This is a genomic window from Streptomyces sp. NPDC091649, assembly GCF_044756785.1.
In the GTDB taxonomy this organism is placed as follows: Bacteria; Actinomycetota; Actinomycetes; order Streptomycetales; family Streptomycetaceae; genus Streptomyces.
The window spans coordinates 21,836-39,573 of sequence record NZ_JBIVTR010000015.1; the positions used below are offsets into that span (position 1 = coordinate 21,836).

The following is a 17,738-nucleotide window of genomic DNA, read 5'->3' on the forward strand; positions in this document are numbered from 1 at the left end:
ACACCACTCGCCGCGTGGCTCTTTCCCCTCGAATGGCCTAACGAACGGCCCCGTCGGTCGCGGAGCGATGCGCCGATGGACATACTTCATCGCGAAGTCGATCTTCGACCGCATCCCCGCTCCGGAGCTGAACTCCGGCATTCTCAGGCTCACTTGAGCCCGCAGGGATGGGTCCCGACGCGGTCCCGCACAGCTCACAGACTGGAAAACGCCCTATGCGTATGCGTGCTCTTCACCGTCTTACCGTCCTGGCCGCCGTGGCCGCGCTCTCCCTTCCGCTCGGCCTGACCGCCTCCGGAGCGGCCGCCCAGCAGCCGACCGCCGCGGCAGCCGCCGCACCGCTGCCGGGCGCCTACATCTCGCCCTGGGGCGACGCCCAGGTGGCCATCGGTGACGAGACCCTCGCCTGGATGGAGCGCGAGGGCATCACCCTGGAGGCCGTCAGCCCGTTCGTGATGGACGCCGACGGCCGAGGTTTCAGCATGCCCATCGGTTCGACGGCCGGCGACGGACTCGACGCCGAGGGCCGCATCTTCTACCCCGGCGGCCTCAGGGTCAGGCACCAGGAGTCCGGCAAGACGATCACCCTGAAATCCACGTTCATCCGCGTCATGCCGACACCCGCCTACTCCGCGGGCGTCTCGATCGACGGCAGGCCGCTCCTCGACGAAGTGGTGATCGCCGAGTCCACCTACGCCGAGGTCATGGCCGGCGCCCGCCCGAGTCCCACGGGCTTCCGCATCAAGAAGGCCCCGTTCTACGTCACGCAGGAAGCCGCGAACCTCTTCGCCGAGGCCACCGGAGCCACGGCTCCGCGCGCCGGCAGCCTCTTCGGCACGCTCACGCCGAACTTCGACTACGTGCCGGGTGCGGCCAAGCCGCCGACGTTCCCGGCCTTCCCGTAACGGGCAGCGCCCCGCCCCATGGCCCGGCCGGAACCTCGTACGCCCGGAGCTCCTGACGGCCATGGACCGCGCAAGCTCGCGGATCTCCACCGGGAGACGGTCCGCGCCCGGGCCACGGGGACGGCGCGAGAGGCTCGGCCGGTCGGGCCGTACACCGCCCGGCCCGACCGGCCCCGTGTGCCGGGTCAGCGCCTTCGACGAGGAACAGCCGCCGGAGCGGGGCCTCGGGCCCCGCTCCGGCGGCTCGGCGCTTACACGTCCGGGTGAAGGGAGGTGCGCACCCGCCGGCCCCCGCAGGCACGATCACCGTCCAGCGTGCTTCGCGATCCGGACCGGGAGCGGGCAAAAGAGCCGCTTCCGCCCCAACGACGGTTCCGGTGCGGCGCGTTCCGGGCGGAGCACGGCGGGAGGCTCGGGCTCCGAAGCCTCTCAGCCGGCGGCGGGGCCGGTCCAGTCCGTGGGGACGTGGCCGATGCGGACCCGCTGCGGGTGGTCGCCGACGGGGATGGAGATGACCTTCTCGCCGGTGGCGAAGTCGATGGCCGTCACCTGGTCGGTGCCGCTCTCGGACACGACGCAGTGCTTGCCGTCTCCGCTGACAGTGGCCCAGTACGGCTTGGAGGCGGTGACGAGCGGGCCCTCCTGAAGGGACTCGCGGTTCACGACGGTGACGTAGTCGTCCATGGTCCCGGCGATGCAGAGCTTGTCACCCCGGGGGCTCATGGACATGCCGTGGTGGCGGGAGTCGTTGACGTAGGTGGTGCGTTCGTCGCTGGTGTCCGGGTTCTTCGGCAGCGTCTTCACCCGGGTGATCTCGTCGTTGTGCACGTCGTACTCGACGAAGCCGTTGAAGAAGGAGACCTGGAAGTACATCTTCGACTCGTCGGGCGTGAAGGCCACGGGGCGCAGCGCGTCGGACAGGTCCTTGCGGCCGAAGGCGTCGAGCCGCTCGCGCATGTCGATGATCTTCTTGACCTGGAAGGTCTTCGCGTCGGCGACGGTGATGCGGCGGTCGCCCTTGGTGAAGTCCTGCCAGGGCGCGTCCATGTCGGTGTTGACCTCGCCGATGGACATGTTCCAGAGGTGCTTGCCGCCGTCGGTGTAGACGTTCTCGTGCGGCTTGTCGCCCGTCTTGAACTTGCCGGCCTCCTCGCCCGTCGCCATGTCCAGCACATGCACGGTGTTGGAGGTCGAGGAGGACACGGCGACCTGGGTGCCGTCGGGTGAGACCGCCATATGGTCGGAGCGGAAACCGGACACCGGGAAGCGCCAGTTGATTGCGCCGCTCTCCACGTCGATGGAGACCACGTCGGCGAAACTGGGCCGGGAGGCGATCACGGACTTGCCGTCCTTCGTGGTGTACATGTCGTCGACGTACTGGTCGTGGCCCTCACCCGGGCCGAGCCGGATGCCGAGGAAGAACGCGAGCTTGACGGGGTTGAGGTAGATCTCCCACAGGCGCTCCTTCTTGTCGGGGATCATGTTGATCCGGCCGATCTTGGCGTAGTCGCCACGGGAGTCGATGACGTCGGCGGTGCCCTCCCAGTTGTTGCCGACGAAGAACACCTCCTTGAGCCCTTCCGAGGAGGTTGCCCGTGTCTGTTCGCGTGCCTGCTTCGGCATCTCGCTGGCGCCGGCCGAGCCGGAGATCGCCGGCAACGCACCTGCGGCCAGCCCCACGGCGACCAGGACGGCCACGCCGAAGGGGCGCCGACGGCGAGGAGGACGAGCAGGGGAACGCGTCATGGTGAACTCCAGAGGCCGGGGTGGGGGCGCGCCGCCAGACAGGCTCACGCCTGTTACTGGAGGTAACGTAGCCAGGAGAGGGAAACTTGAACAGAGTGCGATCGAGATTCCTCGACGGGCGCCGTCGCCCCTTCCCGACGGTTCACCACGGGCAGGCTCGTCCGGGCCGCCTCGTCGCAACCACCGCGCATGCCGTCGGCAAAATCCCCCAGCTCCGCGCGCAAGGCAACTGGGCACGCGCACGCTGCTGTTCGTCGTGCCGGCGGCGCACGTCGGGGCGGCCTGGCGCTGGAGCAGGCGCCCCGGCACATGGGTCTTCGCCCTCAGCACCACATGAGGAGCACGGGAGGGCCGGGACCAGGGGCGCTCGGGATGGCCGGAGAGGCCGCCCCCGTCGAGGAGGGCAGCGTGAACGTCACCCCGACGTCCTCGCGGCGCAGCGTCGCGAACGTGCCCGCGTCCGAAGCGAGAAGAGCATTCGCCGGGACGGACGCCCCTTGCCGTCGCAACCTGAACGATCCGACGCATCCATGCGGTCGCGGCCCGAACGTGCAGCAGAGCACCGGACAGACGAATCACTCGCGCATACGGCCCGACGCGGGCGAGGCGAGCATCGCTTTGAGGATGCGTCGCAGCTCAACGCGGTCCTGGGGGGCGACCCTCGCCAGCCTGCGGTCGTACTCCGCCGCGAGGGCCGCAAGTGCTCGATCGCGTGCTCGCGCACCCTCGGCGGTCACCACGAGCCGATGACGCCGCAAGTCCGCCTCGTCGATCTCGCGGCGGACAAAGCCCTTGGCGACGAGGTTGCGAACGTAGACCGTCACGCTCGCCTTGGGCAGCAGCAGCGCAGTCGCGATCTCAGCCGGGTACGGCGATGTCTCCACCTCGGCCAGGACGAAGAACTCCTTCGTCTCCAACCCGAGCTCGGCCAGCTCCCCCGTGCAGGCATCCATCACAACACCCAGCAGCCGCTGGTTCAGCGTCCACAGCTGCGCCCCGTCGACTGACATCGACCCTCCATCCAAGTGATACAGTTTCGTATTAGTTTTAGATCGTACAAGATATTTCTTGTACTGGACTCCTATGGAACAACAATCTCACGAAGGAAGCCAGGCATGCTTCGGCACCTCACGATCCCGCGCGGTCCCATCAACCTCGCCGCGGACCTCCACCTGCCCGACAACGCCGACAGCAGCGCGCCGCTGCGCGCCGTGGTGCTCTCCACCCCGGGCAGCAGCGTGAAGGAGCAGATCGGCGCCAACTACGCCTCCCGTCTCGCCGCCCGCGGCATCGCGGCGCTCGTCCTCGACCCCGCACATCAGGGCCAGAGCGAGGGCGAGCCCCGCGACCTCGAAGACCCCTACCGCCGAGGTGAGGACATCTCCTACGCCATCGACGCGCTCACCACGACCCCCGGCATCGACCCGCAGCGCATCGGCGTCCTCGGCATCTGCGCCGGTGGAGGCTACGCCGTGCACACCGCCCGCACGGACCACCGCATCAACGCGGTCGGCACGGTCGTCCCCGTCAACATCGGCGCCTCATTCCGCAGCTTCCAGCCCGACGGTCCGGCCGCAGCACTCGACGCCCTTGCGGACGCACGCACCGAAGAGGCCCGCTCCGGCGAGACGACCCGCGTGAACTGGCTGCCCGACACCCTCGAGGACGCCACGGCAGCGGGCCTGACCGACATCGACACCACTCAGGCCATCACCTACTACCGCACCGAGCGCGGCGGTAACGAACACTCCACGAACCGGCGCCTCTTGCGCGGCGACTCCCACCTGCTGGGCTACGACGCGTTCCACCTGGCCGATCAGCTCATGACCCAACCACTCCAGGTCATCCTCGCCGGACGCATCGGCAACACCGGCTCCTACGACACCGGCATGCAGCTGTGGAAGCTGGCCCCCAACGCCGTCGACCTCATGGTGATCGACGGCGCCGGCCACTACGAGATGTACGACGAACCCGAATACGTCGACGTTGCCGTCGAACGACTCGTCAGCTTCTATGCGAACAACCTGTAAGGCATACGAACCGGCGAACCTACGCGGTCACAGCACTAGACGTGCGGGATCTCGTCGGTGTCGAGCGTCTGGTCGATGATGTGGCGGGCGCAGTCGGAGATGCGTAGTCGGCGCGCTCGGGCATAGGTGCGCAGAGCGTCGTACGCCGTGTCGGGAGTGACGTTCCAGCGTTCGGCGAGGATCCCCTTGGCCTGCTCGATGACGATGCGGCTGGAGAGGGCGCGTTGCAGTTGTGTCTTCTCCAACTGCTCCTGTCCCAGGTCACGCTGTTGGAGTATGGCGATCGTCGCGACGTCCGCGAGCGCCTGGGCGAGTGAAGCGTCCTGGGGGGTCAGCGACTGCCGACCGGAGTGGAAGAGGTTCATCGCCCCCACGGCGCGGTCACGCAGGCGAAGCGGAAGGACGTGGCTCGTCTGGAAGCCGCTGCGCCGGGCCTGGTCGGCGAACGCGGGCCAGTTCTCGTTGGCCGCGGGATCGTGCAGATCGATGTTGACGCGTGCTTCGCCGTCGCGGTAGCAGTCGAGGCAGGGGCCTTCGTCGTGCTGTATGGCGAAGAGTTCCAGCAGGTGCGTGTTCTGGTCCGACGCGGCGATCGTATGCAGGAGCCCCTTTTCGTTGGCGAGGAGAATGCCGACCGCCGAGACGTCGAGCAGGCTGACGCAGTGGGCGCACAGCTCCTCAAGGAATTCGATGAGGTCGAAGTCATCGATGAGGGAGTCCGCGACCTGCACGAATACCGTTGACACCTGTTGCTCGCGGGACATGGACGTCATCCCCTCGCTCCTTGGATCATTCGGGTTCCGGACGGTCGTCGTCGAGTCGAAGCCGCCGGGAGACGACGTCTTCAGCGGCTTCGATGATGGAACGGTCGTGGCTGTAGGTGTACGCGCGCAGGCGGAGCAGCGCCTCGCCCAGCGGGAGGGCGAGTTGGACACTGAGCATGCCGGTGGCCTGGTGGACGACGGCACGGTGCAGCTCTCCGTCCGGCTGCGCGTCGAACCAGGTCTCGCCTCGCGTTCCCACCCCGCCGAGGAACTGGAGGGTGAGGGCCGCCGCCAGACCGAGGGCGTCATCCGTCTCCTGGCCGCTCATCGGCCCGGGGGACGCGCGGAGCGCGGTGAGGACGCCGACGGAGATGCCGCCGAGGGCCAGCGGGAGGCAGAACATGGCCGCGATCGGCAGATGGGCCATCGCCGGCACGAGGGTGGGCCATCGTGCCGCTCCCGTCGCTGTCACATCGTGCTCCACCGCCGTCCGACTGGTGCGCAGGGCATCCGGGCCCGGGCCCTGGCCCAAGGTGAACTGGAGGTCCTCGAACGAGGCGCCCACGGAGTCGGAGGACCACAACTGTTCGGTGATCTGGCCCTCGACCACCAAGGACACCACGAGATGGTCCATGCCGAGAACCGTTGCACAGCCGGCGTCCAGCCCCGGTCCGACGTCCGTGTGGAGGGCCCGAAGGATGCGGGTCATCTCGGGGCTGAGCACAGGCGGCCACCTTCCGGACTTCCCATCATACCGGCGAGGCAGGGGATCGATCTTCGAAGCGCTTCGCGGCGGTCTCGTCCGGGCCGGAGACGCGGGACCCCGAGCCGAGAAGAATGCCGGCGGTGCCGGTCAGGGTGAACAGGCGAAGGGCTGCCGGGGACGGAGCATACGCCTGCCACGTCCGCCCCTCCGTCCTGCTGTCCCGAGCTGCCGTGAGGAGAGCGGTGAGTCCACTGCAGTCGCAGAACGCGACGGCGCTCAGATCGACGTGAACGGCCGCGGCTCCGGCACGCGAGACCTCGGCCATCGCCGCGGTGAACGCGGGGACGGAGTCTCTGTCCATCACCCCCGCCAGAACGATGACGGTGTGCGTTTCCTTCTGACGCAGGACGACGTTGAGGAGCGGTGGAGTCTGCATCGGGCATCCTCGCTTCGAGCTTGCCGGTCTGGGGGGGCGGCCTGGTGGAGCGGCGCGGGGTGAAGGCGCGGTCGGGCATGCGTGGCGGCGCCGTGGGGAAGAGGCGTGTCACGGCGCCGCCGACTGCGGTTGCCCTCCGCGGCCCCCAGAGGCCGCCACGGTGGGCGACCCGGTGTCGGGGCCGTGCCTCTTACGTCCGGCGGTGGCTGGGTACGCTCGCGGCGTCGTGAAGGCGGGCTCGCCGCACAGCGGCCGAAGAAGCCGGCAGACCGATCAGCGCGGCAGCCTGTGTCCAGGTGTGAGCGCCGAACAGGACCAGCCCGAGCAGCGCTTGGCCCTGGTCGGGCTGGTCCTGTTCGCGGGCCGCACGGTTCCGGTGCGGCCGGAGGTACGAAGCAGGTTCGGTAGCCGCCCGTCGGGAACACGTGCGCACCGGTTCCACAGGTCCGCCGCGAGGTGCTGACGCCGCGCGTCCGGACACGGCTCGGACGGCGTTGCGTCCACCCGGGTCAGTGTGGCGACGACTGCCTCGGCGGCCAGGTCGACGTCCCGGCACAGCAAGAGCGCCAGGGAGAAGAGGGCGTCACCGTGGCAGCCGTAGTCGACCAGCGCCTCTCGCGCTCGCGCCCGCCGGGCCTCCGGCGCTCCGCCGGGAGGACTGCTGCGGGGCAACTGGGCGGGACTGTGACGCACCATGATCTCCACCTGTTTTCGGCCGTGAGGTCAGAAACGGCCGGGGGCAGGGGCACGGCGCCCAGGCTAGGCCCTGTCGCAGCGGAGGGCTACCCCCGTTGGCCGATGACCGGAATCCGCCGGATCCCGCTGGGCAGCCATATGGACGGCACGCGCCCGGGCGCCACTCCGTCGTCCCGCCCGGAGGGTACGGAGGGTACGGAGGACCAGCGCTCAGGAGGCGGCCCGGGGGCGGCGCAACGGGGCGCCCGCCTCGTGGAGGCTGCGGAGCGCCTGTCGGTAGGAGGTGATCAAGCCCGTCTCCAGGTAGGAGACGTTCAGCTCTTCGCAGTAGTGCCGCACGATGGTCTGTGCCCTGCGCAGGTTGGGGCTGGGCATGCTCGGGAAGAGGTGGTGTTCGATCTGGTAGTTCAGTCCCCCCAGCGCGATGTCGGTGAACCAGTTGCCCCGGACGTTGCGTGAGGTGAGGACCTGGCGGCGCAGGAAGTCAGGGCGGTCCTTCCCTGTCAGGATCGGCATGCCCTTGTGGTTGGGGGCGAAGACCGAGCCGAGATACACACCGAAGAGGCACTGCTGAACGGCGAGGAAGGCGATCGCCATGCCGGGCGGCAGCACCAGGAACAGCGCGGTCAGATAGACCGCGAAGTGACCGATGAGCAGCGCCCCCTCCAGCGGCCGGTGCTTGAGCGAGCGGTCTGCCAGCGCCCGTACACCCGCCACGTGCAGGTTGAACGCCTCCAGAGTGAGGAGGGGGAAGAACAGATAAGCCTGCGAGCGGCCGATCAGGCGGGGCAGCCCCCGGGCCGAGCGGGCCTGGCCCTGGGACCAGACGATCAGGTCGGGTTCGATGTCGGGGTCGAGCTCGTCGTTGTTGGGATTGGCGTGGTGGCGGGTGTGCTTGTTCTGCCACCAGCCGTACCCCATGCCGATGCCGATGTTCGCGGCGATCCTTCCCCCCGTCTCGCTGGCCTTGCGCAGCCGGAACACCTGACGGTGGGCTATGTCATGGGCCAGCAGGGCTACCTGGCCGAAGGCCGCGGCCAGGAACGCGGCGACGGCCAGGGTCCACCAGCTGGCGCCGACGAGGACGAAGGCCGTCCAGCCTCCTGCGTAGAGTGCGGTCACCGCCGCGATACGGGCCGCGTAGTAGCCGGGGCGCCGGGTCATCAGACCATGGTCGGCGATCTTCTTCGCCAGCAGGGCGAAATCACTGCCGGTCGTCCGCTCGGAGCGGACGACATCTTGTGCGGTCATGACCGTGAACCTCTCTCGGCCCACACCCGGGCATGCCTCTGACGGGCGGTCACCGCAGTCGAGGGAAGAGCGGAGAGCGAGACCGATGTCGGGCTCGCGGAACCTTCCGTGAGGCGCAGTGCGAGCGTGTGGAGCTTGGTGTTGGTTCGCTGGGAGGAATGCACCATGATCAGCCATGCCTCGTCCAACGAGCATCCCTCGGTCGCCATCACCATGCCGAGCGCCACGTCGATCATGGGACGGGTCCGGAGTGCTCGCCTCAGCTCGTCCACCTCACGGCGGAGATGGAGTACGTCCTGCTCGGCGCCTTGCGGCTCTCGGGAGACGGGGACCACAGCGTCCCGCTCGTGGTCTTCCCCGGTGTTGATGGACGGTCGCACGGGTGTGGCCCCCAAAGATGATCAGGCGGCGCGCACCGGGGGCCGGGGTGCTGACGCGGCTGCGTACGAGGACTCGCACGCGCTGAAGTCTGTTCAACCGACCGTGGGAAGCGGGAAATACCACTGTCCACGGTCCGGCTGCTTCTTTCACCGTCTCACATGACTGCCGTGCCGACCAGGGGCGGCGGTGACCGAGCTGGATTCCCCGCTCTCCCGGACTCCTCCTGAGCCTGTCACCACCGCGACCCGTCCGACTCTCCCGATCGGCCCTTCTTCGCGTCGTGGGAACCACCGGCCCCGTCGTTCTGCTCGTACTGCGTACGGTCGGAGCCCTCGCGTGCTCGATCACCGCTGTCCGAGTCCCTGGCCGGGACCGGCCGACCGCGCGGTGCCGCCGCCTGCTGCTCCGAGGGCCGGACCGTGCGTCGCGGTGGGCCGCCCTCTCCCGATGCGGTCCGGCGGGCGGAACCGGCGTCGGCCACGTCCGGTGTCTCCTGGTCCCGGGCGGCCATGCCGTACGGGCGCTCGGCCTCGACGCCGCGACGGTCCCAGTCCCGGTCCCGGCCCTCGTGGTCCAACGCGTTCCGCTCCCGCTGGTCCTGCTCGTGGCGCGCCTTGCGCACGGCCCTGCGCTCACGGCCTCCCATCACGGCCGCGCCGATCAGCATGAGGAGACCACCGAGCAGGGCGAGCCCCACTCCGCTGCCGAGCCCGTCACTGTCGCCCGAGACCGTCAGACTGCCTTCGGCCTGACCTTGCCGCACCATCCAGAGGATGGCGAACCCGAGCGTGATGATCGCGGCGCTGAGGACCAGCAGTCGTGATCGGAACACCACCCCGAGAACCGCGAGGACCGCGCCGACCAGGAGAGGCAGGAACATGGACGCGAACAGTCCCGCGCCCGAGTCCGTCACGCCGGCCCCGGTGAAGAGCTCCCAGACGCGGAAGTCACGTCCGACCCGCCCGTTGTACCAACTGCGAAAGGGCGCCCAGAGGGCCGCGGCAGCGCCGACGACCGCCAGGACGATTCCTATGGTGTTGCGGATACCCCGTACCATGCCGCTACCTCCCGGCAAGTCGGAATGATGCGTGCGAACTCCCCCATGCAGCATTTCGTCCCACGGTTCACGCTACGCCCGCCCCGCACCCCACGCCATGCGGCTCCCCACGGGACGACGGAACACCCGGCCCGGGGCGACGGCCCGAAGACCGGCGCCGACCGCGCACCTCCCCTGACCGGCCTACCCGAGGAACGACAGCCGCACCCGGCGCTCCGCGTTGTCGACGTTCGTGTCCACCAGGCAGACCGACTGCCAGGTCCCCAGCTCCAGCCGGCCGCCGATCACCGGCAGCGTGGCGTGGGGCGGGACCAGTGCGGGAAGGACGTGGTCGCGGCCGTGGCCGGGGCTGCCGTGGCGGTGCTGCCAGCGGTCGTCGGCCGGGAGCAGGTGGTGGAGGGCGGCCAGGAGGTCGTCGTCGCTGCCCGCGCCGGTCTCCAGTACGGCGATGCCGGCCGTGGCGTGGGGGACGAAGACGTTGAGCAGGCCGTCGCGGCCGGGTGCGGTGCGGGTGAGGAACTCCTCGCAGGCGCGTGTCAGGTCCGTGACCGTCTCGGCCGTACCCGTGGTGATGTTGAGGACCGTGGTGGTGAAGGAATCGGACATGCCTCCATCTTCTCCTCTTCGGGCCGGGCCGCCATGTTCACGCTCCGGTGCGGGAAGATCCCGGAACCCCGAGCGGTTAGTAGAAGCGTGAACATTTCTGGGGTGCGCGAGCTGGATGTGGTCGTGATCGGCGCGGGGCAGGCGGGGCTGTCCGCCGCCCACCACCTGCGCCGCGTCGGCCTGGAGCCGGACGTCGGTTTCGTCGTGCTGGACCACGCGCCCCGGCCGGGCGGCGCGTGGCAGTTCCGCTGGCCCTCGCTGACGTACGGCAAGGTCCACGGGATGCACGCGCTGCCGGGCATGGAGCTGACCGGAGCCGACCCCGACCGGCCCTCGTCCGAGGTGATCGGCGCGTATTTCGCCTCGTACGAGGAGCGCTTCGGTCTGCGGGTCCACCGCCCGGTGGAGGTGAGCGCGGTACGGGAGGGGAGCGGCGGGCGGCTGCTCGTGGAGACGTCCGAGGGGACGTACGCGGCGCGGGCCCTGATCAACGCGACCGGCACCTGGGACCGGCCCTTCTGGCCGCGCTACCCGGGCCAGGAGACGTTCCGGGGGCGGCAGCTGCACACGGCGAACTACCCCGGACCCGAGGAGTTCGCGGGGCAGCGCGTCATCGTGGTCGGGGGTGGGGCCTCCGGTACGCAGCATCTGATGGAGATCGCCGAGCACGCGGCCGACACCTTCTGGGTGACCCGGAGCGAACCGGTCTTCCGCGAGGGGCCGTTCACCGAGGAGTGGGGGCGGGCGGCCGTGGCGATGGTGGAGGAGCGGGTACGCGAGGGGCTGCCTCCGCAGAGCGTGGTCAGCGTGACCGGACTGCCGATGACCGACGCGGTGCGGCGGGCCCGGGAACAGGGGGTGCTGGACCGGCTGCCGATGTTCGACCGGATCACACCGAGCGGCGCGACCTGGGACGACGGTCGGTCCGTCCAGGCCGATGTGATCCTTTGGGCCACCGGTTTCCGGCCCGCCGTGGACCATCTGGCACCGCTGAAACTGCGCGAGCCGGGTGGCGGCATCCGGGTGGAGGACACCAGGGCCGTTCACGACCGGCGTGTGCATCTCGTCGGGTACGGCCCGTCCGCGAGCACCATCGGCGCCAACCGCGCGGGGCGCGCGGCGGTCCGGTCGGTCATGCGGCTGCTGGAGGAGACCGACGCCGGGCGGCCGGACCGGGAGGCCGCGGCGACCGCCGCCGGCGCCCCGGCCCCCGGTGCGTGAACTTTCCCGTCGGGGGAGCCCGGTCAGCCCGTGGTGGCGGAACCGCGGCTGCGGTTGAACTCCTCGACGTTCCTCTTCTGCTCGTCGTAGCTGTCGGTGAACCGGGTGTCTCCGGGGCCCACCGTGACGAAGTAGAGCCAGGGCCCCGGCGTGGGGCTGACAGCCGCGCGCAGCGCCTCGTCCCCCGGGTTCCCGATGGGCGTCGGCGGCAGGCCCTTGATCCGGTAGCTGTTGTACGGGCTGTCGATCCGGGTGTCGTCGGCCGTGGTGTCGAGGGTGGAGCGCTTGAGTGCGTAATTGAGCGTGGAGTCCATCTGCAACGGCATGTCCTTGAGCAGCCGGTTGTAGATGACCCGGGCCACCTTGCCCATGTCCGACGCGGTGTCGGCCTCGGCCTGGACGATGCTGGCGATCGTGACCGTGTCATAGACGGAGACGTTGTTTCGCTGGGCTCCCGCGGTGATGCGGCCCGTGCCGAAGTGTTCGCGGGCGGTGTCGGCCATGTAGCGCAGGAGGGCGGCGGGCTCGGTCGCGGCGTCGATCGGATAGGTGGCCGGGAAGAGGTACCCCTCCGGGTTGCCCTCGGCCTGGGCGGGCAGACCCAGGTCCACCTTCGCCGCGGACTTGCGCGTGCTGCCGGGCTCCAGGCCGAGCGCCCGGTCCACGGCTTCGTACACCTGGGAGGCCCGACGGCCCTCGGGAATCGTCAGGGTGCTCTGCGGGCGCCGCTTCTCCCTCTCGTCCGTTCCGGTCAGGAAAAGCGGGACCAGGACGGCGGCCGACGCGACGACCAGTGCGCCGACGACCAGGACGATCTTTCCGCGGCGGGTCGGGCGGAGTCTGCGACGGGGGCGGGCGTCCGGGGACTCGTTCACCATGCGGGCACGTTAACCCGGGGCGCGGGCCGCAGCCGGTAGCCCGGCCACGGCGTCGGCTCCGACGACAGGAACGCGACACGAACGCCGTATCGCTGTCCGGAGCCCAGGAAGCGCCGCGCACGCGCAGCCCGGAAACGCACGCGGCGGCAGCCCTGCGCACAGGGGCCGCTGAACGCGAGAGCCCCGCATATCCGAAGCCTTGTGCACACGAACAAGGGATCGGATGTTCGGGTGTTCGCTGGAACGCGTGATCGTCAGGGGATTCGTTGCCCTTCACCCGTCCGGGGAGTGATGATTGCGGAGCGCAGTCAACGGGCTGCAGACCGCTACTGCGCAGTCCCACAGATGCACCACGCACAAGGAGAAAGACCAGATGAACTTCCTGACCAACCTGCTTGCCGGCGTCGTCCACTTCGTGGGTTGGCTCGTCTGACCATCGCTCCGCCCGGCGCCGTCGCTCCCCGTCCCACGGGAGCGGCGGCGCCGCCGTGTGTGCCGCGCGGGCCGGCTCGACCGTTCGCCGCCGGCCCGGCACGGGGAGGCAGTGCGGCGAAGGGAGGCGGTGCGGTGCCCGTTCCGTACGCGCGCCGCGACGTGGCATCAAAGGCCCCGGCACCGGAGCCGGCCGAGGCGAGGGCCGTCAGGGGGCCGGCACCGGGGCCGGGTGGGAGTCGCGGCGGATCAGCGCGGCGTAGCGGCCGTCGCGGCCGAGCAGCTCCTCGTGCGTACCGCGCTCGACGGCCCGGCCGTCCTCCAGCACGATGATCTGGTCGGCGTCCCGGACGGTGGAGAGCCGGTGCGCGATGGTGAGCGTGGTCCGTCCGGCGGACAGGGCGTCGATCGCCTCCTGCACGGCCTGTTCCGTACGCGTGTCGAGCGCGCTGGTCGCCTCGTCGAGGATCAGGACCGGCGGGTCGCGCAGGATGGTGCGGGCGATGGCGAGGCGTTGCTTCTCGCCGCCCGAGAAGCGGTAGCCGCGCTCACCGACCAGGGTGTCGTAGCCGTCGGGCAGGGAGGCGATGTGGTCGTGGATCTGCGCGGCGCGGGCCGCGGCCTCGATCTCCCCCTCGGTCGCGTCCGGCTTGGCGAAGCGCAGGTTGTCGGCGACCGAGGCGTGGAAGAGGTAGGTCTCCTGGGAGACGACGCCGACCGCCCGGGCGAGGGTGTCGAAGTCCAGGTCGCGGACGTCGACCCCGTCGAGTGTGACCCGGCCGCCGGTGACGTCGTACAGGCGGGGCACGAGGTAGCTCAAGGTGGACTTGCCGGAACCGGTCGATCCGACGACCGCGAGGCTGCCGCCCGCGGGGACGGTCACATCGATGCCGGTCAGCGTCGGTCCGCTCTTCGCGTCGTAGCTGAAGTCGACGTCCTCGAAGGCGATCTCGCCGCGGATCTTCTCCAGGCGGACCGGGTGTTCCGGCTCGGTGATGTCCACCGTGAGGTCGAGGTACTCGAAGATGCGCTGGAAGAGGGCCAGGGAGGTCTGCATCTGCACACCGGTGGAGAGCAGGCTGACCGCCGGGCGGAACAGCCCCTGCTGGAGCGTGACGAAGGCGACGAGCGTGCCGATGGATACGGCTGCGGCCCCGGAGGCGAAGGTGAGACCGGCCGCCCAGTAGATGACCGCCGGCATGGCGGCCATCACGATGCCGATCGTGGACATCCGCCAGCGGCCGGCCATGTTGGAGCGCACTTCGAGGTCGACCAGGCGCTCGGACTCCTCGGCGAAGCCCCGGGTGAGGGAGTCGGAGCGTCCCATGGTGCGGCCGAGGAGGATGCCGCTGACCGAGAGGGACTCGGTGACCGTGGCGGCCATCGCGGCCATCTGCTTCTGGCGCTGGGTGGTGATCTTCTTGCGCTCCCGGCCGACGCGCCGGCTGATCGCGACGAAGACCGGCAGCAGGAGCAGCGAGACGACGGTGAGCCGCCAGTCGAGGGCGAGCATGGCGACGACGGTCGCGATGACCGCCGTGAGGTTGGAGACCAGCGAGGTCGCCGTGGAGGTCACGGTCGCCTGCATGCCGCCGATGTCGTTGGCGATGCGGGACTGGACCTCGCCCGTGCGGGTGCGGGTGAAGAACGCGAGCGGCATCCGCTGGAGCTGGGTGTAGACGGCGGTGCGGAGATCGTGCATGACGCGCTGGCCCACGGTCGTGGAGATCAAGGTCTGGAGCACGCCGAAGACACCGGTCACCACGGCGGTGAGGATCATGCCGAGCGCGAGCAGGGTCAGCAGGCCCGTGCGTCCCTGCGGAATGGCGGTGTCCAGGATCTCCCGCAGCAGGAACGGGGAGGCGACCGACACGAGGGAGGAGGCGCCGACCAGCAGGCCGACGACGGCCAGACGGCCCCGGTAGGGGTGGAAGAGGCGGAGGATGCGGCGCACCTCGGCGGGCGGCCGGTCGGCGTCGGCCCAGGGATCGGGCAGCGGCGTCCACGTGGGGCGGTCGGGTTTCATGGGCTCCTTCGTCGGGCGTGAGGCGGCGGCCGGGTGGCACCAGCCCTCGCACAGGGAGAGCCTAGCTCACTGTTACCTATACTCACAATGAACAAGGTCCTGATATTGTTCCCGTATGGATGCCCCAGATTCCCCCGGCTCGCCCGGCCCGCTCGGCTCCCCCGGCCCGCTCGGCTCGCCCGGCCCGCTCGGCTCGCCCGGCCCGCTCGGCTCGCCCGGCCCGCTCGGCTCGCCCGACGCCGACGGCATGCTCGCCGAGCAGTTGCTGCGGCTGACCCGCCGGCTGCACCGCATCCAGCGCCGCCAGCTGGAGCCGGTCGACATCACCCCGGCCCAGTTCCGGCTGCTGCGGACGGTCGCGAGTTACGACGCGGCTCCCCGGATGGCGGATCTCGCCCGGCGCCTGGATGTCGTGCCGCGCGCGGTGACGACGCTGGTCGACGCCCTGGAGGCCGGCGGCCGGGTACGCCGCGCCCCGGATCCCGAGAGCCGCCGGGTGGTCCGCGTCGAGATCACGGACGAGGGACGCGCCACCCTGCGCTCCCTGCGCAGCGCGCGCCGGGCCGCCGCGGAGGAGATCCTGGCCCCCCTGACCACCGATCAGCGCGAGGTGCTCGGCGAGCTGCTGTCCGCCCTGGTCGACGGCATGCCGGAGCGCCACTGCTGAGCACCCGCCGAGGAGCTGGCCGACATGCCCCGGCTGAAACCCGATCCGGAAACCCTGCGCCCGGGAACGGCACGGGCAGCCGCTCCCGACCGGACGGCCCTCCGCCCGGTCTGCTCAACTGAGCGTTCCCCAACCCCGATTGGTCGCACCGGTCGGGACTTCGGCGTGCCGCGACGAAAGTCCATGGTTTGACGACGAGAGTCCACCTGCTTCCCTTGCGCACCGTCAGCCTCAGCCTCCAGGGTCCTTACCGAGACCCGGTCCCGCGCGCGTCGTCCGTACGCGGGCCGGACGCGCTCGCGCACCGTCCGCACCCCCGACCGCACCTGGAGGCTCGATGAACGAGGACGCCCGGCCCGCACCGGAACCGCAGGGCACACCCCCGCACAGCGGCGCGGCCGACGACACGACGCGGCAGGACCCGAGCCGCCGTTCGGTGCTGTGGACCACGGCGGGCGTGGCCGGCGCCGGACTCGGCCTCGGCGCTCTGGCCGGGGGCGCCGCGGCGGCGGCCGAGACCTCCGCCCGCTCCGCCGCGGAAGCGGTCGCCACAGCCCCCGCCCGGCGGGGCCGCACGATGGCGGACGTCCGTTTCGAGGGCCGCTCGACGATCCGGGTCGGCATCGTGGGGCTCGGCAACCGGGGCGGCAGCATGATCGACCTCTTCCTCGCCGTCCCGGGCGTTCAGGTGAAGGCGGTCTGCGACCCGGTCCGGGACAAGGCCGAGAGGGCCGCCGCCAAGGTCACGGCCGCAGGCCGGCCGGCCCCCGCCGTCTACGCCAAGGGCGAGGACGACTACGAGAACCTCTGCCGGCGCGGCGACCTCGACTTCGTCTATGTGGCGACGCCCTGGGAGCTGCACTTCCCGATGGCGAAGGCGGCCATGCTGAACGGGAAGCACGTCGGTGTGGAGTGCCCGATCGCCATGCGGCTGGACGAGCTCTGGGAGTTGGTGGACCTCTCCGAGCGCACCCGGCGGCACTGCATGCAGCTGGAGAACTGCTGCTACGGCAAGAACGAGATGCGGGTGCTGCGCATGGCGCACGCGGGCCTCTTCGGCGATCTGCTGCACGGCGCGGGGGCCTACAACCACGATCTGCGCGGGCTGATGTTCGACCCCGACTACTACGAGGGTCCCTGGCGGCGGCTGTGGCACACCCGGCTGCGCGGTGACCTCTACCCCAACCACGGGTTCGGTCCGGTGGCCAACTACATGGACGTCAACCGGGGCGACCGGGCCGTGAGCATCACGAGCGTCGGCACACCGGCCCTGGGGCTCGCCGCGTACCGCGAGGAGCACATGCCGCCCGGCGACCCCAGCTGGAAGGAGTCGTACATCGGGGCCGACCGGACGATCAGCCTCGTGCAGACGGCCAGGGGCCGGGTGATCCGGCTGGAGCACGATGTGTCGAGCCCGCACCCGTACTCGCGGATCAACAGCCTCGGCGGTACGCGGGGCGTGTTCGAGGACTATCCGGAGCGGATCTACCTGGAGCCGGAGAACACCGACCACCGGTGGGCGGACTTCTCGCGGCACGCCGAGTGGGACCACTGGCTGTGGAAGGAGCACGCGAACCCGCCGGGCGGCCACGGCGGCATGGACTACATGATGGTCTTCCGGCTGATGCAGTGCATGCGGCTCGGCCTGGTCCCCGACTTCGACGTGTACGACGCGGCGACCTGGACGGCCCCCGTGCCGCTGAGCCATCTCTCCATCAAGGCCAAGGGCGCTCCGCTGCCGATCCCGGACTTCACCCGGGGCGAGTGGAAGAAGGCCCGGTCCGGCATGGATTCCGAGAAGCCGGCGGAGTGACGCCCCGGGGTCCCGTCCCGGGGCGAGACGGGACGGGGCCCCGCGGGGCCGGGGAGTGGGCGGAAAACCGGTTGCCCCGGCCGGGAGGAACAGGGAACCTTGCACGTCACCCCGTTCTTCGAG

At 70.3% G+C, this 17,738-nt stretch carries 17 protein-coding genes and 1 pseudogene; 6 read left to right on the top strand and 12 right to left on the bottom strand.

Going from position 1 to position 17,738, the window contains the following annotated elements; all coding sequences use genetic code 11:
- Nucleotides 1-221: 221 nt before the first annotated feature.
- Entirely contained in the window at nucleotides 222-905 is a 684-nt protein-coding gene (locus tag ACIQMU_RS23285; protein WP_352242303.1) for a hypothetical protein, read from the top strand.
- A gap of 429 nt (nucleotides 906-1,334) precedes the next feature.
- Here ACIQMU_RS23285 and ACIQMU_RS23290 read toward each other — a convergent pair whose 3' ends face one another.
- Nucleotides 1,335-2,528 (bottom strand): YncE family protein, encoded by a 1,194-nt coding sequence (locus ACIQMU_RS23290; RefSeq protein WP_402689645.1) that lies wholly within the window; start codon nucleotides 2,526-2,528, stop codon nucleotides 1,335-1,337.
- A gap of 536 nt (nucleotides 2,529-3,064) precedes the next feature.
- Here ACIQMU_RS23290 and ACIQMU_RS23295 point away from each other — a divergent pair.
- Nucleotides 3,065-3,145, top strand: a pseudogene (locus tag ACIQMU_RS23295) (IS630 family transposase); the annotation flags it as partial.
- A gap of 81 nt (nucleotides 3,146-3,226) precedes the next feature.
- Here the strand turns inward: ACIQMU_RS23295 and ACIQMU_RS23300 are convergent.
- Complete coding sequence (locus ACIQMU_RS23300) at nucleotides 3,227-3,661, bottom strand: MarR family winged helix-turn-helix transcriptional regulator (protein ID WP_402689600.1); 435 nt, start codon at nucleotides 3,659-3,661, stop codon at nucleotides 3,227-3,229.
- 105 nt (nucleotides 3,662-3,766) lie between these two features.
- Between ACIQMU_RS23300 and ACIQMU_RS23305 the strand changes: the two genes are divergently transcribed.
- Complete coding sequence (locus ACIQMU_RS23305) at nucleotides 3,767-4,681, top strand: alpha/beta hydrolase (RefSeq protein ID WP_402689601.1); 915 nt, start codon at nucleotides 3,767-3,769, stop codon at nucleotides 4,679-4,681.
- Between the two features lie 35 nt (nucleotides 4,682-4,716).
- On the opposite strand, the gene ACIQMU_RS23310 is transcribed toward ACIQMU_RS23305, so the two are convergent.
- The 8 genes from ACIQMU_RS23310 to ACIQMU_RS23345 all read right to left on the bottom strand — a co-directional run bounded on the left by ACIQMU_RS23310 (nucleotide 4,717) and on the right by ACIQMU_RS23345 (nucleotide 10,578).
- Nucleotides 4,717-5,454 carry a GAF and ANTAR domain-containing protein gene (locus tag ACIQMU_RS23310; RefSeq protein WP_352242300.1) on the bottom strand — a complete coding sequence of 246 codons (738 nt, stop codon included), beginning with the start codon at nucleotides 5,452-5,454 and terminating at the stop codon, nucleotides 4,717-4,719.
- A 16-nt stretch (nucleotides 5,455-5,470) separates the two neighbouring features.
- Complete coding sequence (locus tag ACIQMU_RS23315; protein ID WP_402689602.1) at nucleotides 5,471-6,079, bottom strand: ANTAR domain-containing protein; 609 nt, start codon at nucleotides 6,077-6,079, stop codon at nucleotides 5,471-5,473.
- Between the two features lie 115 nt (nucleotides 6,080-6,194).
- Nucleotides 6,195-6,587 carry an STAS domain-containing protein gene (locus ACIQMU_RS23320; protein WP_402689603.1) on the bottom strand — a complete coding sequence of 131 codons (393 nt, stop codon included), beginning with the start codon at nucleotides 6,585-6,587 and terminating at the stop codon, nucleotides 6,195-6,197.
- 273 nt (nucleotides 6,588-6,860) lie between these two features.
- Nucleotides 6,861-7,283: a hypothetical protein gene (locus tag ACIQMU_RS23325; RefSeq protein WP_402689604.1), complete on the bottom strand. Its 423-nt coding sequence runs from the start codon at nucleotides 7,281-7,283 to the stop codon at nucleotides 6,861-6,863.
- 210 nt (nucleotides 7,284-7,493) lie between these two features.
- On the bottom strand, nucleotides 7,494-8,534 hold the full coding sequence (locus ACIQMU_RS23330) for an acyl-CoA desaturase (RefSeq protein WP_352242296.1): 1,041 nt from the start codon (nucleotides 8,532-8,534) through the stop codon (nucleotides 7,494-7,496).
- Entirely contained in the window at nucleotides 8,531-8,914 is a 384-nt protein-coding gene (locus ACIQMU_RS23335) for an ANTAR domain-containing protein (protein WP_402689605.1), read from the bottom strand. Before ACIQMU_RS23335 ends, ACIQMU_RS23330 begins: the two co-directional genes overlap by 4 nt.
- Nucleotides 8,915-9,147: 233 nt before the next feature.
- A complete protein-coding gene (locus tag ACIQMU_RS23340) occupies nucleotides 9,148-9,972 on the bottom strand; it encodes a hypothetical protein (protein WP_352242295.1) in 825 nt (274 codons plus the stop codon).
- 183 nt (nucleotides 9,973-10,155) lie between these two features.
- Nucleotides 10,156-10,578 (bottom strand): YjbQ family protein, encoded by a 423-nt coding sequence (locus tag ACIQMU_RS23345; protein ID WP_352242294.1) that lies wholly within the window; start codon nucleotides 10,576-10,578, stop codon nucleotides 10,156-10,158.
- 102 nt (nucleotides 10,579-10,680) lie between these two features.
- Between ACIQMU_RS23345 and ACIQMU_RS23350 the strand changes: the two genes are divergently transcribed.
- Nucleotides 10,681-11,799: an NAD(P)-binding domain-containing protein gene (locus ACIQMU_RS23350; protein WP_402689606.1), complete on the top strand. Its 1,119-nt coding sequence runs from the start codon at nucleotides 10,681-10,683 to the stop codon at nucleotides 11,797-11,799.
- A 23-nt stretch (nucleotides 11,800-11,822) separates the two neighbouring features.
- Here ACIQMU_RS23350 and mltG read toward each other — a convergent pair whose 3' ends face one another.
- On the bottom strand, nucleotides 11,823-12,677 hold the full coding sequence (mltG, locus tag ACIQMU_RS23355; RefSeq protein WP_356727286.1) for an endolytic transglycosylase MltG: 855 nt from the start codon (nucleotides 12,675-12,677) through the stop codon (nucleotides 11,823-11,825).
- 640 nt (nucleotides 12,678-13,317) lie between these two features.
- Nucleotides 13,318-15,135, bottom strand: a complete 1,818-nt coding sequence (locus ACIQMU_RS23360; RefSeq protein ID WP_402689607.1) for an ABC transporter ATP-binding protein — start codon at nucleotides 15,133-15,135, stop codon at nucleotides 13,318-13,320.
- Between the two features lie 115 nt (nucleotides 15,136-15,250).
- Here ACIQMU_RS23360 and ACIQMU_RS23365 point away from each other — a divergent pair, with 115 nt between their 5' ends.
- Both ACIQMU_RS23365 and ACIQMU_RS23370 read left to right on the top strand, forming a co-directional pair.
- Nucleotides 15,251-15,802: a MarR family transcriptional regulator gene (locus ACIQMU_RS23365; protein ID WP_402689608.1), complete on the top strand. Its 552-nt coding sequence runs from the start codon at nucleotides 15,251-15,253 to the stop codon at nucleotides 15,800-15,802.
- A gap of 337 nt (nucleotides 15,803-16,139) precedes the next feature.
- Nucleotides 16,140-17,615: a Gfo/Idh/MocA family protein gene (locus ACIQMU_RS23370; protein ID WP_402689609.1), complete on the top strand. Its 1,476-nt coding sequence runs from the start codon at nucleotides 16,140-16,142 to the stop codon at nucleotides 17,613-17,615.
- Nucleotides 17,616-17,738 lie beyond the last annotated feature (123 nt).